Below are 21,651 nucleotides of genomic sequence, written 5' to 3' on the forward strand. Positions count from 1 at the left end.
TTGGTCAACGGCATAATGGCGCTTGCCGGGCCGAGTGCAACCGTCCTTGCCGTCAAAAAATTTGCGTTGAGCGCCCTTGTTGCGGCATGAGGCGTTGTAAAGGGTGCCCACGGCAAAAGGTAGCGAGATATGAAGGTAAGTGTGGACGTCGACTGCACTCCTGCGGAGGCGCGGGCTTTCCTGGGCCTGCCGGATGTCACCCCCATTCACGACAAATATGTGAAGACGATGCTCGATAGCTTCGACGGCGTCGCCAATGTCGAGCAGATGGAGACGCTGTTCAAAAGCTTCTCGCCCATGGGCGATGCGGGCATGCGGCTGTTCAAGCAGATGATGGATATCGGCCTTGCCGGAATGCCGGGCAAGAATGGCGACAAGGCGTCGGGCTGACCATTTGTCCAAGGCCGCGCCGTGACGGATAGCATCTTCGCGCTGTCGAGCGGCGCGCCCCCTGCCGGCATCGGGGTCATCCGCATCAGCGGTCCTTCGGCGGGTTCGGCGTTGCTCGCCCTGGCCGGGGCTTTGCCCACGCCGCGCCGGGCGCGATTGTCATCGCTGACCGATCCCAGGGACGGCGCCTTGCTGGATCGCGCCCTTATCCTGTGGTTTCCCGGTCCCTCCACGGTGACTGGCGAGGATCTGGCCGAATTGCACTGCCATGGCGGGCGGGCGGTCATCGCCGCGATTGAGGATGCCCTTGGCACGCTGCCCGGATTGCGCCGGGCGCAAGCGGGGGAGTTTACCCGCCGCGCCTTCGCCAACGGGCGCATGGACCTGAATGCGGTGGAGGGCCTGTCCGACCTTCTCGCCGCCGAGACGCAACAGCAACGCCGCGCCGCGCTGCTGATGGCGGAGGGCCATTTTTCCCGGCGGGTGGAGGGATGGCGCCATAGCCTGCTGGATCTGTCCGCGATGACCGAGGCGGCGCTGGATTTTTCCGACGAGGACGACGTGCCCGACGAGGGGATAGAGGCGCGGATCGGCCAAGGCATCCGGACCTTGGCGCACGACGTCGAAGCCGTGCTTGCGGCCCCCTCGGCAGAGCGGTTGCGCGATGGCGTTCGGGTGGTTCTGGCCGGGCCGCCCAATGCGGGCAAATCCACATTGCTCAACCATCTGGTGGGGCGGGAAGCGGCCATCGTCTCCGACATAGCCGGTACCACCAGGGATCGGATAGAGGTTCCCGCGGCGCTGGGTGGCGTCGCTTTCCTCTTCACCGACACGGCGGGCCTGCGCGCCGAGACGAGCGACGCGATAGAGGCGATCGGCATGGAGCGGGCGCGGGGCGCGCTGGATGCAGCCGATATCATCCTGTGGCTGGGACCGGCGGAGGAATTGCCGCGCGCCGACGCCATCATGGTCGCCGCGCAATGCGACCGGGGAGCCGATGATCGTCCCGGCCTGCGCCTTTCCGCGCTCACGGGGGAGGGGATGCAGGCGCTGATCGCGATCCTGCTCGACCGGGCGGCCCGCCTGCTTCCCGGCGAAGGCGACTATGCCCTGCACCGGCGACAGCGCGATGCCGCCGCCCTTCTGCATGGACATCTGGCATTGGCATCTGGAAGCGGCGACCTGCTGATCGTGGCTGAGGAGCTTCGGCAGGCCCGGAACGCCATCGATCAACTGACCGGGCGCGCAAGTACCGAGGATATGCTCGACCATCTCTTTTCCGGATTTTGCATCGGCAAATAGGCTTGTTCCACGTGGAACAGTTTTGACCGGAGCGCCCCATATCTGATAAGGGGCGCGCATGCGAACAAGCTATGATGTGATCGTGGTCGGCGGCGGCCATGCGGGCTGCGAGGCGGCCTCTGCTGCGGCGCGCAAGGGCGCGTCCGTCGCTTTGCTGACCTTTGAAAAGGCGACGGTCGGCGCCATGTCCTGCAACCCCGCCATTGGCGGGTTGGGCAAGGGTCATCTGGTGCGGGAGGTCGATGCGCTGGATGGATTGATCGGGCGCGCCGCCGATGCCGCCGCGATCCATTATCGCATGCTCAACAGCAGCAAGGGCGCGGCGGTGCAGGGGCCGCGAATCCAGGCCGACCGCAAACGCTATCGGGTCGAGATTCACCGCTTGCTGGATGCCCAGGTCGGACTGGACATCGTAGAGGGCGAGGCGGCGAAATTGCTCCTTTCGCAAGGCAAGGTTGCCGGGCTGGCGCTGGCTGACGGGAGGGCGCTCCATGCGCCTACGGTGGTGCTGGCGACAGGCACCTTCCTTGGCGGCAAATTGTTCCGGGGCGAGGAAACGACGGCCGGTGGTCGAACGGGAGAACGGGCGGCCACCACCCTGGGGGTGCAGCTTCGCGCTCTCGAACTGCCCATCGGGCGGCTGAAGACCGGTACGCCGCCGCGCATCGATGGGCGCACCATCGACTGGGCGCGGCTGGAGGAGCAGCCGTCGGACGGCGGAAGCTGGACCATGTCGGCGCTCTCCTCCACTCGTATCCTGCCCCAACTGAGTTGCGCGATCACCCGGACCAATGACCGCACCCATGCCATCATCCGGGAAGGATTGGGGCGCTCGCCCTTGTTCAGCGGCGCGATCGAGGGGCGCGGCCCGCGCTACTGCCCTTCCATCGAGGATAAGGTGATCCGTTTCGGCGACAGAGACGGGCATCAGATTTTCCTGGAGCCGGAGGGATTGGACAACGCCCTCGTCTATCCCAACGGCATCAGCACCTCGCTTCCCGCCGATGTGCAATGGGCGATGATCCGGTCGATGGCAGGATTGGAAAGGGCGGAGATCGTCGTGCCCGGCTATGCGGTGGAATATGATCATATCGACCCGCGTGCGCTGGACGCGACATTGGAGGTGCGGGCGATACCCGGCCTCTTTTGCGCCGGGCAGATCAACGGCACGACCGGCTATGAAGAGGCCGCTGCCCAGGGTCTGGTCGCGGGCGTCAACGCCGCCGCCCATGCGCGGGGGGAGGAGCCGCTGATCCTGGATCGGGCCAGCAGCTATATCGGCGTGATGATCGACGATCTGGTCCTGCAGGGCGTGACCGAACCCTACCGCATGCTCACGGCCCGGGCCGAATATCGCCTGCGGTTGCGGGCCGACAATGCGGGCACCAGGCTGGCTCCCGTCGGGCATCGCCACGGCATTTTGGGTGCGGAGCGCGCCGCTCATTATGCCCGCCGGAATGCGGAGCGGCAAAAGGCCGAAGGCGCATTGAACCTGTCCCTGTCCGCGACTGAAATGGCCAGGGCGGGTGCGGCGGTCCGGCAGGACGGGGCGCGCCGCACCCTGTTCGAATGGGCGCGCTTTCCGGAGGTGGGCCGCGACATGCTGTACAGCCTCGCGCCAGCGCTTTCGAAAATATCGCCCGATGTGCGCGACGAGATTTTGGAGGATGCGCATTATGCGCCCTATCTGGAGCGGCAGGATGCGGAAATTTCGGAAATGCGCCGGAATGAGCGGGTCGCCATTCCCGCCGATTTCGATTTCGCGTTGGTCGGCGGTCTGTCGACGGAAATGATCGAGCGGCTGAATCTGGCGCGGCCCGATACGCTGGCTGCTGCGGGACGGATAAGGGGAATCACGCCCGCCGCGCTGGCGGCTGTCCTCGTGCATATCCGGCGGCGCGCCGCGTGACCGAGGAAGAGGCGCGGGGATGGCTGGAGACGCACTTCGATGTTCCACGTGGAACATGGGACAGGCTGGAACGCTATATCGCCATCATTCTGGCGGAGATGGATCGCCAGAATCTGATCGCTGAATCGACCCGGCCCCATATATGGGCGCGGCATATCGTCGACTCCGCCCAGCTTATCCCTCTGGCGGCACGGGCGGGAGAGGGGCAATGGATCGATCTGGGATCGGGGGCCGGCCTGCCCGGTATCGTCGTCGCGATCCTGACGGATCGGCCGGTTCAGATGGTCGAATCGCGGCGCAAGAGGATCGATTTCCTGAACGATGTCATCGCTGAACTCGGCCTGTCTGGCGCGAGCGTTTTCGGCGGGCGCGTAGAGACGGTGCCTGACGCCCGCGCTGCCGTGATCAGCGCCCGCGCCTATGCGCCTTTGCCCAAGTTGCTGGCATCGGCAATGCATCTGTCCGACGAAAAGACGATCTGGGTGCTGCCAAAAGGAAGAAATGCGCAGAATGAACTGGAGGCCGCGAGTCGATCATGGCAAGGTGCGTTCCACGTGGAACGCAGTGTGACTGACGCGGACAGCGCCATCGTCGTCGCACAGGCGGTCCGGTCCGTCAGCAGGAAAGGCCGAGGATGATCCGCATTGCCATCGCCAATCAGAAGGGCGGCGTCGGAAAAACCACCACCGCCATCAATCTGGCCACCGGATTGGCCGCCACGGGATTGCGCGTCTTGCTGGTCGATCTCGATCCGCAGGGCAATGCCTCCACCGGCCTGGGCGTCAATCACGCGGATCGCAAGCAATCCAGCTATGACCTGCTCATGGGCAATTGCGCCCTGGAAGATGCGATCATCACTACGCGCGTTCCGAAGCTGGATATCGTGCCGGCCACGCAGGATCTGTCGGGCGCGGAAATCGAACTGATCGAATATGAGGAGCGGACCCATCGGCTGGAGCGCGTCCTGTCGGAGGGGCAGCCGGGCCGCTGGGACATCTGCCTGATCGACTGCCCGCCCTCGCTGGGCCTGCTGACCATCAACGCCATGGTCGCGGCGCAATCGCTGCTGGTGCCGTTGCAGTGCGAATTTTTCGCGCTGGAGGGGCTGTCGCAATTGCTTCAGACGGTCGAACGCATTCGCGGGCGCTTCAACCCCGGCCTTTCGATCATGGGCGTGGCGCTTACCATGTATGACCGGCGCAATCGCCTGACCGATCAGGTGGCGGACGATGTGCGCGCCTGCCTGGGCGATCTGGTCTTTTCCACCGTCATTCCCCGCAATGTTCGCCTGTCGGAAGCGCCCAGCCATGGCGTTCCGGCGTTGATCTATGATTTCCGCTGTTCGGGGTCGGAAGCCTATATGCGTCTGGCCCGCGAACTGATCGCGCGCCTGCCCCGACAGGAGGTCGCTGCTTGAGCAACGAAAATGTGATGAAGTCCGCCAAGCGTCCCCATGGCCTGGGCCGGGGTCTCTCGGCGCTGCTGGGGGATGTCGCGCGGGAAGAACCCGTCGCGCCGACCGCCGCCACCCCGCCGTCGACCAAGACGATCCAGAGTATCGAAGTGGCGCTGATCCAGCCCCATCCGGAACAGCCGCGCCGCCATTTCGATGAAGGAGCGTTGCAGGAACTGGCCGAAAGCATCGCCAAGCGGGGCGTGATTCAGCCGATCATCGTCCGTCCCCATGGCGGCGGGTTCCAGATCGTTGCGGGCGAACGCCGCTGGCGCGCCGCCCAGCGCGCCCAGCTTCACCGCATTCCCGCCATCGTCCGGGATTTCGATGAGGCGGAAACGCTGGAAATCGCGCTCATTGAAAATATCCAGCGCGAAGACCTCAATCCGATCGAGGAAGCGGAAGCCTATCGCAAGCTGATCGCGGAATTCCACCACAGCCAGGAAGCTTTGGGCCGCCTGGTCGGCAAGTCGCGCAGTCATGTTGCAAATCTGATGCGCCTGCTCGATCTGCCCGCGCCGGTTCAGCAGCAGGTGATCGAACAGAAGCTCAGCATGGGCCACGCCCGCGCCTTGATCGGCGCGCCCGACTGCGAGAATCTCGCCCGGACTGTCGAAGCCAAGGGCCTGTCCGTTCGCGATACGGAGCAGTTGGTCCGCCGCGCCAGGAAGGGGGATGACGCGCCCAGCCGGAAGCGCGCCGCCGCCCAGGAAAATGATCCCGATATCGTGGCTCTGGAACAGCATCTGGCCGACATATTGGGGCTGAAAGTGAATATCGATTATGGCCGGGGCGGCGGCGGCACATTGAAGCTGCATTATTCGACGCTCGACCAGTTAGACATGCTCTGCCAACGCTTGTCGGGCGAGCGCATCTAACGGTTTCGACAACGAAAAAGGCCGGTAACAGCTCTCAATTGCCGGGGGGCACTGGCCTTTTTCCTATCGACGGCCTAGCCTGCGCGCATGGCAGATCATTCTTCATTCCCCGTCGCGCCCCATATTGTCCGTCGCGAAGATTATCGCCCACCCGATTGGCTTGTTCCCGATATCGCGCTGGATTTCGACCTGGATGCCGCCGCCACACGGGTGCGCGCGACATTATCGGTCACCCGCAACGGCGATCATGACCGGCCGTTGAAGCTGGACGGGGACGGGCTGTCGCCGCTGGAAATCAGGGTCGACGGCGCGCCGCTCACGACCGGGCAATGGTCGCTGGACGGCGGCATGTTGGTCATTCCGCTTCCCGCTTCCGCGCATCAGGTGGAAACGCTGGTGGAGATCGCGCCCCAGGGCAACAGCAAGCTGATGGGGCTTTATGCCAGCGGCGGCCTGCTCTGCACGCAGTGCGAGGCGGAGGGTTTTCGCCGCATCACCTTCTTCCCCGACCGGCCCGATGTGCTGTCGCGCTATTCGGTGCGGATGGCGGCGGACAAGGCGCTCTATCCCGTGCTGCTGGCCAATGGCGATCCGGTCGAGCAGGGCGATTTGGCCGATGGCCGCCATTGGGCGCGCTGGAATGATCCCTTCCCCAAACCCTGCTACCTCTTCGCCCTGGTCGCGGGCGACCTTGCCTGCAATGCCGACCGTTTCGTGACGGTCAGCGGGCGGGAAGTGCAACTGGGAATCTGGGTCAAGGAAGCGGACCTGCCGCGCACCGCCCATGCCATGCAGGCGCTCAAGAACAGCATGGCCTGGGATGAGCGGGTCTATGGCCGGGAATATGACCTGGACGTGTTCAACATCGTCGCCGTGGCGGATTTCAACTTCGGCGCGATGGAGAATAAGGGCCTCAACATCTTCAATTCGCGCTACATTTTGGCCGATCCTGAAACTGCGACCGACATCGATTATGACGGCGTCGAAGGCGTGGTGGCGCATGAATATTTCCACAATTGGTCAGGCAATCGCGTCACCTGTCGGGACTGGTTCCAACTGAGCCTGAAGGAAGGCTTCACCGTTTTCCGCGACCAGAATTTCTCGGCTGACATGGGGTCGCATGCGGTGAAGCGGATCGAGGATGTCCGCATCCTGCGCGCTGCCCAGTTCCAGGAGGATAGCGGCCCGCTCGCGCATCCGGTTAGACCGGAATCCTATATGGAAATCAGTAACTTCTACACCGCCACCATCTACAACAAGGGCGCGGAACTGATCCGCATGATGGCGCTGATGCTGGGTCCGGAACGCTTTCGCGCCGGGACCGACCTCTATTTCGACCGGCATGACGGGGAAGCGGTCACCTGCGAGGATTTCGTCCGCGCCATGGAAGAGGGCGGGGAGATCGACCTTGGCCAATTTCGCCGCTGGTATGAGCAGGCCGGCACGCCGCATGTCCGGGCGCTGCTGAATCACGATCCAGCCACTGGAGCCGTGACCCTGCTGCTGGAGCAGACCGTTCCGCCGACGCCTGGCCAGCCCGAAAAGCAGCCCATGGCGATCCCGTTGCGCACGGCCCTGTTCGACCCGGAAACCGGCGAAAATCGGGGCGACGAACTGCTCTTGCTGACGCAGGCCCGGCAGAGCTTCACCTTCGACGGCTGGACCACGGCCCCGATCCTGTCGATCAACCGGGGCTTTTCCGCGCCGGTCATTGTGGAAACCAATCGCAGTCAGGCCGATCTCGCCTTTCTGTCCGCCCATGACGACGACCCCTTCGCCCGCTATGAAGCGATGCAGCAGCTCATCGTCAATGTGCTGGTCGGCCGGATCGGCGGGCAGGTGGTGGATGACGATGCGGTGATCGCCGCGATCCGCCACACCGCCACCGATCCGCTGCTCGATCCGGCCTTTGTCGCCGAGGCGATCCGCCTGCCGAGCGAGGCCTATCTGGGCGACCAGATGGCGGTGGTCGATCCCGACGCGATCCATGCCGCCCGCGACGCGCTGCAACGGCGGATCGGCACCGAACTGGAGCCGTTGTGGCGCGACATTCACGGCAAGACGAAGGCCAATGCCTTCGCCCTGTCGCCCGCCGCCAAGGGAGCGCGAAAGCTGCGCAACACCGCCTTGCTCTATCTCGCCGCGTCAGGCGCGGGGGATGGCGCGACCGTCGCCTTCGGACAGTTCAGCGAGGCCGACAATATGACGGAGCGTCAGGCGGCGCTCGCGACCCTGGCGAACGGCGCCAGCGCGGAGCGGGAAGCGGCGCTGGACATCTTCTACAACCGCTATCGGGACGATGCGCTGACGCTGGACAAATGGTTCCAGACCCAGGCCTTCGCCTTCCATCCCGACACGGTCGACCTGGTCGAGGAATTGGGCCGGCACAAGGATTTCACCCTGGCCAATCCCAATCGCGTGCGGTCGCTCTATGGGGCCTTCGCGGGCAATCAATGGGCGTTTCACCACAAGTCGGGCAAGGGCTATCGGCTGGTGGCCGACTGCATCATCGCCCTCGACAAGCTCAATCCGCAGACCGCCGCCCGGCTGGTCCCGCCGCTAGGGCGCTGGAAGCGGTTCGATGAGGGGCGCGCGGCGCTGATGCGGGCGGAGTTGCAGCGCATCCTGGCGGTGCCGGGGCTGTCGAAGGACGTCACCGAGCAGGTAAGCAAGAGTCTGGAGTGACTGACCACCATGTGCTCCTGCCTTCGCAGGAGCACATGGTGCAAGATTTCTACCGCCCGCTGGCCGCCACCCATGCCGCGACATCCGCCGCCACCTTGTTCGCCGCCGCATTGAGTGGCGCGCCCACGCTGTCCGCCGCGATCTTGCCGCCGACCGGCACGCTGGCGGTGAAACGCTGCTTGGCGATCGCCGTGCCGCCCGGCCCGGCCAGCAGCGCGTCATAGGTCACGACGGCGCTGTTGCTCGCCTCATCCAGGCCGAAATCGACCAGTTCGCCCATCAGCCGCTGTCCTGCATCGGCCGAATATTGGCCGGGATCGAGCACGATGCGGTTGCTGGTGGCGGCGATGGTTTCGGCCAGCAGCTTCTGGAACAGGTGACGCGGCGTGTCGGCCCATTGCACCTTGGTCACATAGGCGACCGAAGTGGGGGAGGTGATCACCGGCACCCGCACCGTGTCGAGCATCTTGGGCGCTTCGGGATCGGCCACCGTGATGGCCGCGCCGGAGGAAGCGCTGCGCAGCGTGCCCGGCGCGACCTTCTGCGTGGCGTTCAGCGACAGCAGCCGCTCGGGTGGCTTGCCCCCGAAGGACACGCAACCGGCCAGCATCAGCGTGCCGAGGGCCACCGGCATCAGGCCCAGTTTCCTGTGAAACATCATCATGTCCCTCTTATTGCTTGTAATCGGGCAGCTTGGGCGACCCGACGATCGACCCCGCGCCCTGCTGATCGAGTTTTTCGGCCACGCCGCGGAAGGATCGCGACATTTCCCGCAGGTCGCGGACGAGCTGATTGACCTCTGGCATGGTCTGGTTGCTGAAGGCGCGGACGCCCGGCTGCGCCTCCGCGATGGTCTTGTCCAGCGTGTCGATGCTGCGCGTGGCCGACTGGATGCTCTTGCGCAGGTCGGCCAGCAGCGGGCGGCCCTCATCATTCACCATGGCGTCGGTGGACGCGGCGAGCTTGCCGATCTGTTCGGCGGCGATGCCCGTGCGCTGCACGGCGATGCGCGCTTCGGCCAGGGTCGCGGCGATTTCCGGGCTGCGGTCGGCCAGGGAACCGGAAATCCGCTCCACATTGGCGAGGATGCCGGCGATCGACTGTTGATTCTTGTCGTTCAGCAATTCGGTCAGCCGTTCGGTCAGCGTCGACAGCCGCTCCAGCAGTTGCGGCGCATTGTTGAGCAGTTCGCCCAGCGCGCCGGGCTTGGTCGGGATCACCGGCACGCCGTCGGGGCAGACCGCCAGCGTGTTTTCCGCAGGGCAGACGATGGGCGGCGCCCCCTTGACCGCGCCGTCCAGCACGATCTCGCTGACGCCGGTAAAGCCCACGCCCGCGATGGTCGCGGTGGTGCCCTGAAGGACAGGCGTGCCCTCCTTCACGGAAATGCGCACCTTCACGAAGCTGGGATCGCGCTTCCACAGCTCGATCTTCTCCACCTGGCCGGATGGGACGCCCGCATAGTTGACGCTCGACCCCTTGGCGAGGCCGTTCACCGCCTGTTTGAAGAAGATGTCATATTCCATATTATTGCCCTGCGAGAGGCGCGAGAACCAGAAAGCCGCGATCATGATCGCCACCAGCAACAGCAGCGTGACCGTGCCCACCAGCACATGGTTGGAGCGGGTTTCCATATTCTATCGCCTCTTGTTCTTTTCGCGATCGACCGCCGCCGTCGCGGCGCGCCCGCGCGGGCCGTTGAAATATTCCTGAATCCACGGATGGTCGGTCGCCAGCAGTTCATCGATGGTGCCGACCGCCGTCACCTTCCTGTCCGCCAGCACCGCCACCCGGTCGCAGATCGAATAGAGGGTGTCGAGATCATGGGTGATGAGGAACACCGTCAGCCCCAGCGTCTGCTGCAATTTGCGGGTCTGTTCGTCGAAGGACGCCGCGCCGATCGGGTCCAGCCCCGCCGTCGGTTCGTCCAGGAACAGCAGGTCCGGGTCCAGCGCCAGCGCCCGCGCCAGCCCCGCGCGCTTCTTCATCCCGCCCGACAGTTCGGCGGGATATTTGGGTCCGGCCTCGGCGGGCAGGCCGGTCAGGCGGATCTTGTAGGCGGCGATTTCGTCACGAAGCTTCGGCCCGATATTGGGATAATATTCGCGGATCGGCACTTCGACATTCTCGGCCACGGTCAGCGTCGAAAACAGCGCGCCACCCTGGAACAGCACGCCCCAGCGTTTGCGGATGGCCAGCGCCTCATCGTCCAGACGGCCGATCATCGATTCGCCGAAGACGTGGATTTCGCCCTCGTCCGGCGTCTGGAGGCCGATGATCGATCGCATCAGCACCGACTTGCCGGTGCCCGATCCGCCGACCACGCCCAGAATCTCGCCCTTGCGCACGTCCAGGTTCAGCCCTTCATGCACCACCTGATCGCCGAAGCTGTTGCGCAGGTTGCGGACGGATATGGCGATGCCGTCCCGTTGCACGGCCTTTTCGACCCGCGCTTCCTCCGCGGTCATTTCCTCTTCGGGGGCCATCAGTTCCAGCCCACCCAGGTGAACAGGACGGCGAACATGGCGTCGAGCACGATGACGAGGAAGATCGCCTGCACGACCGCGGCCGTCGTGCGCAGGCCGACTTCCTCTGCATTGCCCTTGACCTGCATGCCCTGAAAGCAGCCCGCCAATGCGATGATGACGCCGAATACCGGCGCCTTGATCAGGCCCACCCACAGGTCATGGATCGGCACCACCTCTCGCAGCCGCTGAATGAAGGTGATGGGCGGGATGTCGAGCGACACCGCGCACAGGAACCCGCCGCCGATGATCGCGACGATGGAGGAATAGAAGCCGAGCAGCGGCATCATCACCACCACCGCCAGCGTGCGCGGCAGCACCAGCGCCTCCATGGGCGACACGCCGATGGTGCGCATGGCGTCGACCTCTTCGGTCAGCCTCATCGTCCCCAATTGCGCGGCGAAGGCGGAGCCGGACCGGCCCGCGACCATGATCGCGGTCATCAGCACGCCCAGTTCCCGGAAGGTGAGGCGGCCGACCAGGTTGATGGTCAGCATCTCCATGCCGAACTGGCGAAGCTGCACCGATCCCTGCTGCGCGATGACGATGCCGATCAGGAAGCTCATCAGCCCGATGATGCCAAGCGCGGACACGCCCACCACCTCAAAACGCTGCACCACGGCGTTGATGCGGAAGCGGCGGGGATGGCGGATGACGTTCCACGTCGCGACCAGCGTGCCGCCGAAGAAGCCGAGCAGGCCCAGCAGGGTCGTGGCGGAATTGACCACCGCTTCGCCGATCTGGCCGACCACCCGCCGCAGGGGCGGTTCATGGTCCGGGCGGATATTGACCGGCTCGTCCACCTGGCCGACCGTCGCGATCAGCCGCTCCGCATCGCATTTGTCGCCTGTGATCTTGCAGTCCAGCCGCTTGATCGCGCGGTGCAGCACCCATGCGCCGATCGTGTCCATATGGTCCACGCCCGACAGGTCGAGCAGGTCGACCGGCCCCGCTATGGCATCCAGCCTGTCGGGCAGGTCGTGTAGGCAAGCGATGGACAGATTGCCCGAAAGCCGAATGACCGTCCTGCCCTCGCGGACTTCCTGAGCAAGATCAGCGGCTTTGTTCATCAAGGCGGAGATGTGGTCCATTATCGGTTGCACGGCAAGCCGAAACGGCCCATCCGCACGATCAAACGAAGGGGCGACCCAAAAAGTTTCGGACATGGCATGACGCACAGGCTCGCAATCTACGATATGGACCGCACGGTGACGTTCACCGGCACCTATACCGGCTTTCTGATCCACGTCGCCAAAGGCATGGCGCCCTGGCGTCTGGCGCTGTTCCCCGGCGTGATCCTGCTGATGCTGGCCTATGTGCTGAAGCTGATCAGCCGGCAGCGGTTGAAGGAGTTGAACCAGGCGCTGATGATCGGGTTCAACGTCGAACGCGCCAGGCTGATGCCGCATGTGGAAAGCTATGCGGCGAAGGTGGTGGACCGCAATGTGCGATCCGGCGCGCTGGCGCAGATCGCGAAGGACAGGGCGGACGGCTGCAGGCTGGTGCTGGCCACCGCATCCTACCGCCTTTATGTCGAGCCGATCGCCCGGCGGCTGGGTTTCGACGCGGTGATCGCGACGGATCATCTGTCGCAGGATCTGCGCTATGTCCGGGCGAAGATCGCGGGCGAGAATTGCTACGACACCGGGAAACTGCGCATGATCAAGGCGTGGATGGCCGCAGAAGCGATCGACCGCCGCCAAGCGCATATCCGCGCCTATTCCGACCATGTGTCGGACGCGCCGATGCTGGAATATGCGGACCTGCCCTTCGCGTCCAACCCGCACAAGCCGCTGGCGAAACTGGCGGCGGAGCGGGGGTGGAAAAGGGTGGATTGGAACTGAGCGTTCAGACGACCGGCGAAACCAGCGGCTCCCCTGCAAAATAGGCCCCAAGGTTCGCCAGCAGCATATCCCGCATCCGCCCGACGGCTTCATAGGTCGCGCCGCCCATATGCGGCGTCAGCACCATATTCGGCACATCGGCCCAACGCGCGGCAGGGGTAGGCTCGCTTTCGAAGACGTCCAGCGCCGCTCCGCCCAGCCGCCCCTCCCGCAAGGCAGCGATCAGCGCATCCTCATCCACCAACTGGCCGCGCGCGACATTCACCAGCAGCCCCTGCGGCCCCAGCGCATCCATCACCGAAGCGTCGATCATCCCGCGATTTTCCTCGGTCGCCTTCGCCGCGACCACCATGACGTCACTGTCCCGCGCCAGCATCTCCAGGCTTTCCGCCCGCGCCCAGCCCAGTTCCGGCTTTTCCCGTGGTCCCCACCAGCCGACCCGCATGCGCATCGCCCCGGCCCGTTCCGCGAGGGCGATCCCGATGCTGCCCATGCCGACGATCCCGACCCGCGCACCCGCCATCGACCGGGTGAGCATCTTCGCGCCTGCTGTCCATTCGCCCGACCGCACCTGCCGGTCGCCCGACACGATCCGCCGCCGATGGGCGAGGATGAGGCCCAGCGCATGATCCGCCACATCCTCCGCATTGGCGTCCCCCGCATGGGTCACGGCCACGCCCCGCGCCCGCGCCCAGTCCAGGTCGACCCCGTCATAGCCCACGGTGAAACAGGCGATCAGCCGCAGCGCGGCCATCTGTTCCAGCATCGCCGGATCGAGCCGGAACTCGCCCGCCGTCACCAGAATCTCGGCCTTCGCAAGCCGCGCCTTTCCGCTTTCCTCCCACAGGGGCATGGCGTCATATCGGGAGGAAAGCACATCCAGCAACGGCGCCAGATGCGGCTGCGCCACCAGGATCAGCGGCCGGCCCGTCATCCTATCGCCCGCAGGGCCTGGGCGAAGTCCGCGATCAGATCGCCCGCATCCTCGCAGCCGATGGAGATGCGCACCATATTGTCGCTGATCGCCAGCGCCTTCTTTCGCTCGGCGGGTACGGACAAATGGGTCATCGCCGCCGGATGGCTCGCCAAAGTCTCCGTCCCGCCCAGGCTGACGGCCAGTTTCGCGATCTTGAGCGCATCCAGAAAGGCGAAGGCCTCCGCTTCGCCACCCTTCAGGTATAGCGAGAAGGTCGATCCCGCCCCGGTGCAATGGCGTGCATAGATATCCGCCTGCCGCTCCGTCTCCGGAAAGCCGAGATAGACGACCTTCTCCACCTGCGGCTGGTCCTTCAGCCAGGCGCAGACCTTGGCCGCATTCTCGCCCGCGCGGCTCATCCGCAGTTCCAGCGTCTCCAGCGACCGCAGCAGCATCCAGGCGGAATGCGGGTCCAGGATGGTGCCGATGGTGTTTCGCATCAGCCGGATGGTGTTGATCAGCGCGTTGGACCCCAGCACGCCGCCCGCGACCAGATCGCTATGCCCGCCCGCATATTTGGTGAGGCTGTAGATGACCAGATCGGCCCCATGACTCAGCGGATGAAGCCAGAGCGGGCCTAGGAAGGTGTTGTCGATGGCGATGGGCGGGTGATATTCTTCGCCTCCGAACAAAAAGTCGCGCCGCGCAACTACCGCCTCCAGATCGACCAGCACATTGGTCGGATTGGCCGGGCTTTCCAGATAGATCATCGCGACGCGGCCCAGCCCCTTGGCCCTTTCGATCACCGCGCTGATCTCTTCCTCGGTCGCGCCCGCCGGGAAATCCAGCCATTGCACGCCGAACTTGCCCAATGTGCGCCCGATCAGCGATTCGGTCGCGGCATAGAGGGGCGCGGAATGCACGATCACGTCGCCCGGCTGCACCAGCGCGAGCAGCGTCGTCGCGATGGCGGACATGCCGCTGGAAAAGAGCAGGGCGTCCTCCGCCTCCTCCCAGACCGACAGCCGGTCCTCGGCAATTTCCTGATTGGGGCCGTTGAAGCGGGAATAGACCAGTCCCTCCGCCCCGCCGGGCCTGATGCCCGTTACCCCTTCGAAATGCCGCTTGCCTGCCGCCGCGCTTTCGAAGGCGAAGGTGGATGTCAGGAAGATCGGCGGTTTCAGCGATCCTTCGGACAGGGTGGGGTCATAGCCATGCCCCATCATCAGCGTCGCGGGTTTCAGCTTGCGGCCTTCGATCTCCATGATCGGCTGCTTGGGGCGCCGCCGGTTGTGGGTGGGTTCGACGCCCGTGAGGTCGGCTTCGGTTTCGCCGGTCATTATATTCTCCTGCAAGTCTTTGGCGGCATCTGCTGCGCCGCTCCGATGGGAAGGAGTGTAACGCTTTTCGAGGGGAAGGGGCCAGAGAAGTTCGATAAGATTATTTCACATGATCAAACTTAAATTACACAGCGGTTCGAACCGGCTTCCGGCCTTCGGGGGAGCAAAGGCGTTGAAGGGGATGGTCTTCACCCTTTTTCCGCCTACATTCTCCCCATGAACCGACGCCTACCCGAACTGCTGGAGCATTGGTTCACCGCCCGCGGCTGGACGCCCCGCCGCCACCAGACCGACATGCTGACCGCCGCCCGGTCCGGCAGGCACGCGCTGCTGGTCGCCCCGACCGGCGCAGGAAAGACGCTCGCCGGTTTCCTGCCGACCCTTGCCGACCTGATCGAAAATCCGGCGGACGGTCTTCACACCCTCTATGTCTCGCCCCTCAAGGCTCTTGCGGTCGACGTCCGCCGCAACCTTCTCACGCCGATAGAGGAAATGGGCCTGCCGATCCGGGTGGAAACCCGCACCGGCGACACCCCTTCCGACCGCAAGGCGCGCCAGCGCGCCCGCCCGCCGCAGATATTGCTCACCACGCCTGAATCGCTCTCGCTGCTGCTGAGCTATCCCGACAGTTTCCTGATGTTCCCAGGGTTGAAGACCGTCATCATCGACGAAGTCCACGCCTTCGCCACGCAGAAGCGCGGCGACCTGCTCAACCTGTCGCTTTCCCGGTTGCAGACGATCAATCCCGGCCTTCGCCGCGTCGCGCTGTCCGCCACGGTCGCGGATGTCGACGCCTATCGCGCCTGGCTGGCCCCGGACGGCGACATAGACGCCGTCACCCCGGTCATGGGCGAGCAGGGCGCCGATCCGCATGTCGCCATTCTGATCCCGGAGGGGCGCATCCCCTGGTCCGGCCATAGCGGCAAATATGCCGCCCGGCAGGTGATGGAGGAGATTGAGCGCCGCGCCACCACGCTGGTCTTCTGCAACACGCGGGGGCTGGCCGAACTCATCTTCCAGTCGCTCTGGTCGGTGAACGAAGCGAACCTGCCCATCGCCATCCACCATGGCAGCCTGTCGATCGAGGCGCGGCGCAAGGTCGAGGCGGCGATGGCGGTGGGAAAGCTGCGCGCCCTGGTCGCCACCGCCTCGCTCGACCTTGGCGTCGACTGGGGCAATGTCGATTGCGTGATCCAGATGGGCGCGCCCAAGGGATCGTCACGCCTGCTCCAGCGCATCGGCCGCGCCAATCACCGGCTGGACACGCCCAGCGAAGCCATCCTCATCCCCGGCAACCGCTTCGAATATCTGGAGGCCCGCGCCGCCCTGGACGCGGTCGAAGCGGGGGAACGCGACACCGACGATTTCCGCCCCGGCAGCCTGGATGTTCTTGCCCAGCATATCATGGGCCTGGCCTGCGCCGCGCCCTTTCGCGAAGAGGAGTTGCTGGCCGAAATCCGTTCCGCCATGCCCTATGGCGCGCTGACGGAGGAGGCGTTCGCCAACGTCCTTCATTTCATCGAGGGCGGCGGCTATGCCCTGCGCGCCTATGACCGGTTCAAGCGGCTGACCCATGATCCCGATGGCACCTGGCGCGTATCCCATCCCCGCTTCATCCAGCAACACCGCCTGAACGCGGGCATCATCGTCGATCAGCCGGTGCTGGACGTGCGCTTCGCCAACGGGCGCAAGCTGGGCACGGTGGAGGAGGGGTTCGCCGCCACGCTGCGGCCCGGCGACAGCTTCTTCTTCTCCGGCATGGCGTTGGAGGCGGTGCGGATGGACACCAGCGACCTTGTCGTCCGCGCCACGTCGAAACAGGCGCGCATTCCCACCTGGGGCGGCACCCGCATGGCGATGTCGACGCGCCTGGCCGACCGGGTGCGCCATTTCCTGGCCGAACCCGATCAATGGAGCCGCTTTCCGGAGGATGTCCGCGAATGGCTGGAAATGCAGAAATATCGTTCCGCCCTGCCCGAACCGGGGCAATTGCTGATCGAGACCTTTCCCCATGAGGGGCGTCACTATCTCGTCTGCTACAGTTTCGAAGGGTGGAACGCGCACCAGTCGCTCGGCATGCTGCTGACCCGGCGCATGGACGCGCAGGGTTTGATGCCGATGGGCTTCGTCTCCAACGACTATGCGCTGGCCGTCTATGGGTTGAAGCCCGTCACCGACCCGGCCAGCCTCTTTTCCGCCGACATACTGGACCATGAATTTATCGACTGGGTCGAACAGTCGAGCCTGCTCAAGCGGGCATTCCGCGACGTGGCGGTGATATCCGGCCTGATCGAGCGCCAGCATCCCGGCAAGCGCAAGACCGGGCGGCAGGTCACTTTCTCCACCGACCTCATCTACGACGTGCTGCGCAGATATCAGCCCGACCATCTGTTGTTGAAAGCCGCCTGGGCCGATGCCCGCGCCAGGATGACCGATGTGGGCCGTCTGGGCGACCTGATCGACCGTGCTTCCTCCACCATGCTGCATATCGATCTGGATCGGGTGAGTCCGCTTGCCGTGCCGGTGCTGATCCTCATCGGCCGCGAACAGGTCGCCCAGCATGAGGTGGAGGACGCGCTGCTGATCGAAGCCGAAACGCTGGTGGCGGAGGCGATGCGGGCGGATTGATGCTGCCTTGGTCGTAGCTGGGTGAGGGGGTTGCGATCCAACGGATCGCGCGGGCCGAAGGCCCGCTCCCCCTCATCCAACTGCGCCTAACCTCGCTCCGCTCGATAAGGCTCCGTATCCTTCTCCCTCAAGGGAGAAGAAATGTCTTGGGATGCCCATTTCCGTCCTCAAGGCGTCCCTTGATCGTCCCGCAATCCGCCGCATCCGTTCAGCGTTCCCTCGCCAAAGGCCAGCGCCACGCGGTCGGACCAGACGGCGTCGCTCATTCCGTCGCTGCATGGGCCTTCGGTGATGGTCATGGAAAAGCCATCGCCCAGATAACGGATCGCCCATTTATCGTCATGGCGCGAGACGGCGTAGCGGACCGGCGCCTTGTCCGGCCGATCCAGCGTAGCGGTCGATCCCTTGACCGTCACCGCCCAGAAGGGTTCGGTTCCGATCGCCCGATAACGGTCGCCGTCCGGCCGTTCGGGGGCAGGGGCGGGCGCAGGCCGGGCCGCCCCTTCACGCGAAACCGGTTCCGAAACATTCCCAGCAGCCTGGTTCTCCGTTTCGTTCTGAACGACGATCGGTGCCGATGCCTGGGGCTGCGCGACATTGGCGGCGGGCACTTCCTTCTCGCCGCCGCACCCCGCCACCATCAGGGCGAAGGCAAGAAGTGGAAGCCGTCTCACGCGAGAACCTGATCCTGCCGGAAACAGGTCGCGGCATGATCGTTCACCATCCCCACCGCCTGCATCCAGGCATAGACGATGGTCGGCCCCACAAATTTGAAGCCGCGCTTCTTGAGGTCTTTGGAAATCGCCTCGGACAGATCGGTCTTCGCCGGAAAGGTCAAGCCGTCGTTCCGGATCGGATCGCCGCCGACAAAGCCCCAGACATAGGCGGAGAAATCCTCACCCCGCTCGCGCATCTCGCAGAAAATCCGCGCGCCCCGGATCGTCGCCTCTATCTTCGCCCGCGCCCGGATGATGCCGGGATCGCCCATCAGCCGCTCGACATCGCCTTCGCCAAAGGCCGCCACCTTGTCCGGATCGAAACCGGCGAAGGCTGCGCGAAACGTCTCCCGCTTGCGCAGGATGGTGATCCAGGAAAGGCCCGCCTGGAACCCCTCCAGCATCAGCGTTTCCCACAGCATGCGCGAATCCCGCTCCGGCACGCCCCATTCCTCATCATGATAGGCGCAATAGAGCGGGTCGGTCCCGGCCCAGCTACAACGGACCGGTTCCACCGGATCAGACATCCAGATTGGCGACGTTCAGCGCATTGTCCTGGATGAACTCGCGCCGCGGTTCGACCACGTCGCCCATCAGGCGGGTGAAGATTTCGTCGGCCACGTCCGCCTGCTCGACCTCGACCCGCAGCATGGATCGATTGTCCGGGTCCAGCGTGGTTTCCCACAATTGCTCGGCATTCATCTCGCCCAGGCCTTTATAGCGCTGGATCGCCAGCCCCTTGCGCCCGGACGCCAGAATCGCCTCCAGCAATTCGCTGGGCCGCGTGACGGTGACGGCGCCCTTGGACACGACCGGCAGATCGTCGTCCCCGGCTTCCTCGGCGGCGGCCGCCGCCTTGGCCGTGACGAGCCGGCTGGTGGTGCGATAGCTGTCCGCTTCCTCGGCGGCGATGCTGTGCAGCTTGCGCGCCTCGGCCGATCCGATGAAACCCGCCTCGATCATGTGATGGTCGGTGACGCCTCGCCACAGCCGTTCGAAATGGAAGCCGCCTTCTTCGGCGATGCGGCCGCTCCAGCTTCCCTCTTCGTCCTGGGCGTCCATCCACGTGACGCTGTTGGTCAGCCGCTGCGCCTGCGCCTCCTGGCTCAGTTCCGGATCGAGCGCGCCGTTGATCGCCAGCGCCTCTATGATCGCCGGATTATAGCGGCGCGGCACATAGCGCATCACCGCCCGCATCCGCCGGCCATGTTCGATCAGATGGCGCAGATCCTCGCCCGAACGCATGCCTTCGGTCGTTTCCAGCGCCATCAAATCAACGCCATTGTCGACCAGATAATTTTCCAGCGCCGCTTCGTTCTTGAGATAGACTTCGGAACGCCCCCGCGTCGCCTTGTAGAGCGGCGGCTGGGCGATATAGAGATGCCCCGCCTCGATGATCTGCGGCATCTGGCGGTAGAAGAAGGTCAGCAGCAGCGTGCGGATATGCGCGCCGTCGACGTCCGCGTCGGTCATGATGACGATCTTGTGGTAGCGCAGCTTTTCCAGGTTGAAATCGTCGCGGATGCCGGTGCCCATCGCCTGGATGAGGGTGCCGACTTCCTTGGAAGAGAGCATCCGGTCGAACCGGGCGCGCTCCACGTTCAATATCTTGCCCTTCAGCGGCAGGATCGCCTGGTTATGCCGGTTGCGCCCCTGCTTGGCCGAACCGCCTGCCGAGTCGCCTTCGACCAGGAACAGTTCGGACTTGGCGGGGTCGCGTTCCTGACAGTCGGCCAGCTTGCCGGGCAGGGAGGCGATGTCCATCACCCCCTTGCGCCGGGTCAGTTCGCGCGCCTTCTTCGCGGCCTCGCGCGCGGCGGCGGCGTCGATCACCTTCTGGACGATCATCTTGCCGTGCTGGGGGTTTTCCTCCAGCCATTCCGCCATCTTGTCGGCCATCAGGCTTTCCAGCGGCTGGCGGACTTCGGAGGAAACCAGCTTGTCCTTGGTCTGGGACGAGAATTTGGGATCGGGCAGCTTCACCGACACGATGGCGGTCAGCCCCTCGCGCATATCCTCGCCGGTCAGCGAGACCTTCTCCTTCTTCAACATGCCGGACTTGTCGGCATAATTGTTCAGAGTCCGGGTCAGCGCCGCGCGGAAGGCGGCCAGATGCGTGCCGCCGTCCCGCTGCGGAATGTTGTTCGTGAAGCAGAGGACATTTTCATAATAAGAGTCGTTCCACTCCAGCGCGACGTCGATGGTCACATCGTCGCGGCTGCCCGAAATCGCGATGGGATCGGGCATCAGCGGAGTCTTGTTGCGGTCCAGATATTTCACGAAGGCCGCGATGCCGCCTTCGTAGAACAGCTCGACTTCCTTCTTTTCCTCATGCCGGGCGTCCGCCAGGAACAGCCGCACGCCCGAATTCAGGAAGGCCAGCTCGCGATAGCGATGCTCCAGCTTCTCGAAATCGAACTCGGTATGATTCTTGAAGGTGCCGCCGTCGCCGGGCACTTTCTCGGTCGAGGGGAGGAAGGTGACCTTCGTCCCCTTCTTGCCTTCCGGAGCGTCCCCGATCACCTTGAGCGGCGCCACGGCGTCGCCATAGGCAAAGCGCATATAATGCTCCTTGCCGTCCCGCCAGATATTCAGGTCCAGATATTCGCTGAGCGCGTTCACCACCGAAACGCCCACGCCGTGCAGGCCGCCCGACACCTTATAGGCGTTGTCGTCGGACGTGTTCTCGAACTTGCCCCCGGCATGGAGCTGGGTCATGATGACCTCCGCCGCCGACACGCCTTCTTCCTTGTGGATGCCGGTGGGGATGCCGCGGCCATTATCTTCCACGCTGACCGACCCGTCGGGGTTGAGCGTGATCAGGATACGGTCGCAATGCCCGGCCAGCGCCTCGTCGATGGCGTTGTCGCTGACTTCGAACACCATATGGTGCAGGCCCGAACCGTCGTCGGTGTCGCCGATATACATGCCAGGCCGTTTCCGCACGGCATCCAGTCCCTTAAGAACCTTGATGCTGTCGGCGCCATAGGCGTTGCTGTTGGGGTTGTTCTGACTTTCCTCGCTCATATCGAGCATATAGGGAAAGCGGCCACGAAACTAAAGCG

General features: G+C 64.6%; 18 protein-coding genes. 9 read left to right on the top strand and 9 right to left on the bottom strand.

Annotated features, from left to right (window positions below; genetic code table 11):
* The first annotated feature begins 129 nt into the window (after positions 1-129).
* The 7 genes from NUH86_RS14040 to pepN all read left to right on the top strand — a co-directional run bounded on the left by NUH86_RS14040 (position 130) and on the right by pepN (position 8,617).
* Positions 130-390, top strand: a complete 261-nt coding sequence (locus tag NUH86_RS14040) for a DUF6489 family protein (protein ID WP_267250073.1) — start codon at positions 130-132, stop codon at positions 388-390.
* Between the two features lie 21 nt (positions 391-411).
* Complete coding sequence (gene mnmE, locus NUH86_RS14045) at positions 412-1,692, top strand: tRNA uridine-5-carboxymethylaminomethyl(34) synthesis GTPase MnmE (protein ID WP_267250074.1); 1,281 nt, start codon at positions 412-414, stop codon at positions 1,690-1,692.
* Between the two features lie 58 nt (positions 1,693-1,750).
* Entirely contained in the window at positions 1,751-3,601 is a 1,851-nt protein-coding gene (mnmG, locus tag NUH86_RS14050) for a tRNA uridine-5-carboxymethylaminomethyl(34) synthesis enzyme MnmG (protein ID WP_267250075.1), read from the top strand.
* Positions 3,598-4,239: a 16S rRNA (guanine(527)-N(7))-methyltransferase RsmG gene (gene rsmG, locus NUH86_RS14055; RefSeq protein ID WP_267250076.1), complete on the top strand. Its 642-nt coding sequence runs from the start codon at positions 3,598-3,600 to the stop codon at positions 4,237-4,239. Before mnmG ends, rsmG begins: the two co-directional genes overlap by 4 nt.
* Positions 4,236-5,018, top strand: coding sequence for a ParA family protein (locus tag NUH86_RS14060; protein WP_267250077.1), 783 nt, complete (start codon positions 4,236-4,238; stop codon positions 5,016-5,018). The genes rsmG and NUH86_RS14060 overlap by 4 nt, the downstream gene beginning before the upstream one ends.
* Positions 5,019-5,032: 14 nt before the next feature.
* Positions 5,033-5,932 carry a ParB/RepB/Spo0J family partition protein gene (locus NUH86_RS14065; protein ID WP_267252145.1) on the top strand — a complete coding sequence of 300 codons (900 nt, stop codon included), beginning with the start codon at positions 5,033-5,035 and terminating at the stop codon, positions 5,930-5,932.
* A gap of 87 nt (positions 5,933-6,019) precedes the next feature.
* Entirely contained in the window at positions 6,020-8,617 is a 2,598-nt protein-coding gene (gene pepN / locus NUH86_RS14070) for an aminopeptidase N (RefSeq protein WP_267250078.1), read from the top strand.
* Positions 8,618-8,666: 49 nt separating this feature from the next.
* Here the strand turns inward: pepN and NUH86_RS14075 are convergent, their stop codons facing one another.
* Genes NUH86_RS14075 through NUH86_RS14090 form a run of 4 tightly spaced genes read right to left on the bottom strand, consistent with a single transcriptional unit; the run spans position 8,667 to position 12,212 of the window.
* Positions 8,667-9,281, bottom strand: coding sequence for an ABC-type transport auxiliary lipoprotein family protein (locus NUH86_RS14075; RefSeq protein WP_267250079.1), 615 nt, complete (start codon positions 9,279-9,281; stop codon positions 8,667-8,669).
* A gap of 7 nt (positions 9,282-9,288) precedes the next feature.
* The gene (locus NUH86_RS14080) at positions 9,289-10,251 is read right to left on the bottom strand and encodes an MlaD family protein (protein WP_267250080.1); all 963 of its coding nucleotides are present in this window, start codon (positions 10,249-10,251) and stop codon (positions 9,289-9,291) included.
* Positions 10,252-10,254: 3 nt separating this feature from the next.
* Positions 10,255-11,103, bottom strand: a complete 849-nt coding sequence (locus tag NUH86_RS14085) for an ABC transporter ATP-binding protein (RefSeq protein WP_267250081.1) — start codon at positions 11,101-11,103, stop codon at positions 10,255-10,257.
* Positions 11,103-12,212, bottom strand: coding sequence for an MlaE family lipid ABC transporter permease subunit (locus NUH86_RS14090; RefSeq protein WP_267250082.1), 1,110 nt, complete (start codon positions 12,210-12,212; stop codon positions 11,103-11,105). Before NUH86_RS14090 ends, NUH86_RS14085 begins: the two co-directional genes overlap by 1 nt.
* A 99-nt stretch (positions 12,213-12,311) precedes the next feature.
* Here NUH86_RS14090 and NUH86_RS14095 point away from each other — a divergent pair, with 99 nt between their 5' ends.
* Complete coding sequence (locus tag NUH86_RS14095) at positions 12,312-12,986, top strand: HAD family hydrolase (protein WP_267250083.1); 675 nt, start codon at positions 12,312-12,314, stop codon at positions 12,984-12,986.
* A gap of 4 nt (positions 12,987-12,990) precedes the next feature.
* On the opposite strand, the gene NUH86_RS14100 is transcribed toward NUH86_RS14095, so the two are convergent.
* On the bottom strand, positions 12,991-13,920 hold the full coding sequence (locus NUH86_RS14100; RefSeq protein ID WP_267250084.1) for a 2-hydroxyacid dehydrogenase: 930 nt from the start codon (positions 13,918-13,920) through the stop codon (positions 12,991-12,993).
* The gene (locus NUH86_RS14105) at positions 13,917-15,242 is read right to left on the bottom strand and encodes a cystathionine gamma-synthase family protein (RefSeq protein WP_267250085.1); all 1,326 of its coding nucleotides are present in this window, start codon (positions 15,240-15,242) and stop codon (positions 13,917-13,919) included. Before NUH86_RS14105 ends, NUH86_RS14100 begins: the two co-directional genes overlap by 4 nt.
* Positions 15,243-15,458: 216 nt before the next feature.
* Here NUH86_RS14105 and NUH86_RS14110 point away from each other — a divergent pair, with 216 nt between their 5' ends.
* Positions 15,459-17,870 carry a ligase-associated DNA damage response DEXH box helicase gene (locus NUH86_RS14110; RefSeq protein ID WP_267250086.1) on the top strand — a complete coding sequence of 804 codons (2,412 nt, stop codon included), beginning with the start codon at positions 15,459-15,461 and terminating at the stop codon, positions 17,868-17,870.
* A 167-nt stretch (positions 17,871-18,037) separates the two neighbouring features.
* Here NUH86_RS14110 and NUH86_RS14115 read toward each other — a convergent pair whose 3' ends face one another.
* Genes NUH86_RS14115 through gyrB form a run of 3 tightly spaced genes read right to left on the bottom strand, consistent with a single transcriptional unit; the run spans position 18,038 to position 21,613 of the window.
* The gene (locus NUH86_RS14115; RefSeq protein ID WP_267252146.1) at positions 18,038-18,511 is read right to left on the bottom strand and encodes a membrane-like protein; all 474 of its coding nucleotides are present in this window, start codon (positions 18,509-18,511) and stop codon (positions 18,038-18,040) included.
* 29 nt (positions 18,512-18,540) lie between these two features.
* On the bottom strand, positions 18,541-19,113 hold the full coding sequence (locus NUH86_RS14120) for a DNA-3-methyladenine glycosylase I (protein WP_267250087.1): 573 nt from the start codon (positions 19,111-19,113) through the stop codon (positions 18,541-18,543).
* Positions 19,106-21,613 carry a DNA topoisomerase (ATP-hydrolyzing) subunit B gene (gyrB, locus tag NUH86_RS14125; protein ID WP_267250088.1) on the bottom strand — a complete coding sequence of 836 codons (2,508 nt, stop codon included), beginning with the start codon at positions 21,611-21,613 and terminating at the stop codon, positions 19,106-19,108. The genes NUH86_RS14120 and gyrB overlap by 8 nt, the downstream gene beginning before the upstream one ends.
* Positions 21,614-21,651: the final 38 nt, after the last annotated feature.

This window comes from Sphingobium sp. JS3065 (assembly GCF_026427355.1).
Classification (GTDB): Bacteria; Pseudomonadota; Alphaproteobacteria; order Sphingomonadales; family Sphingomonadaceae; genus Sphingobium.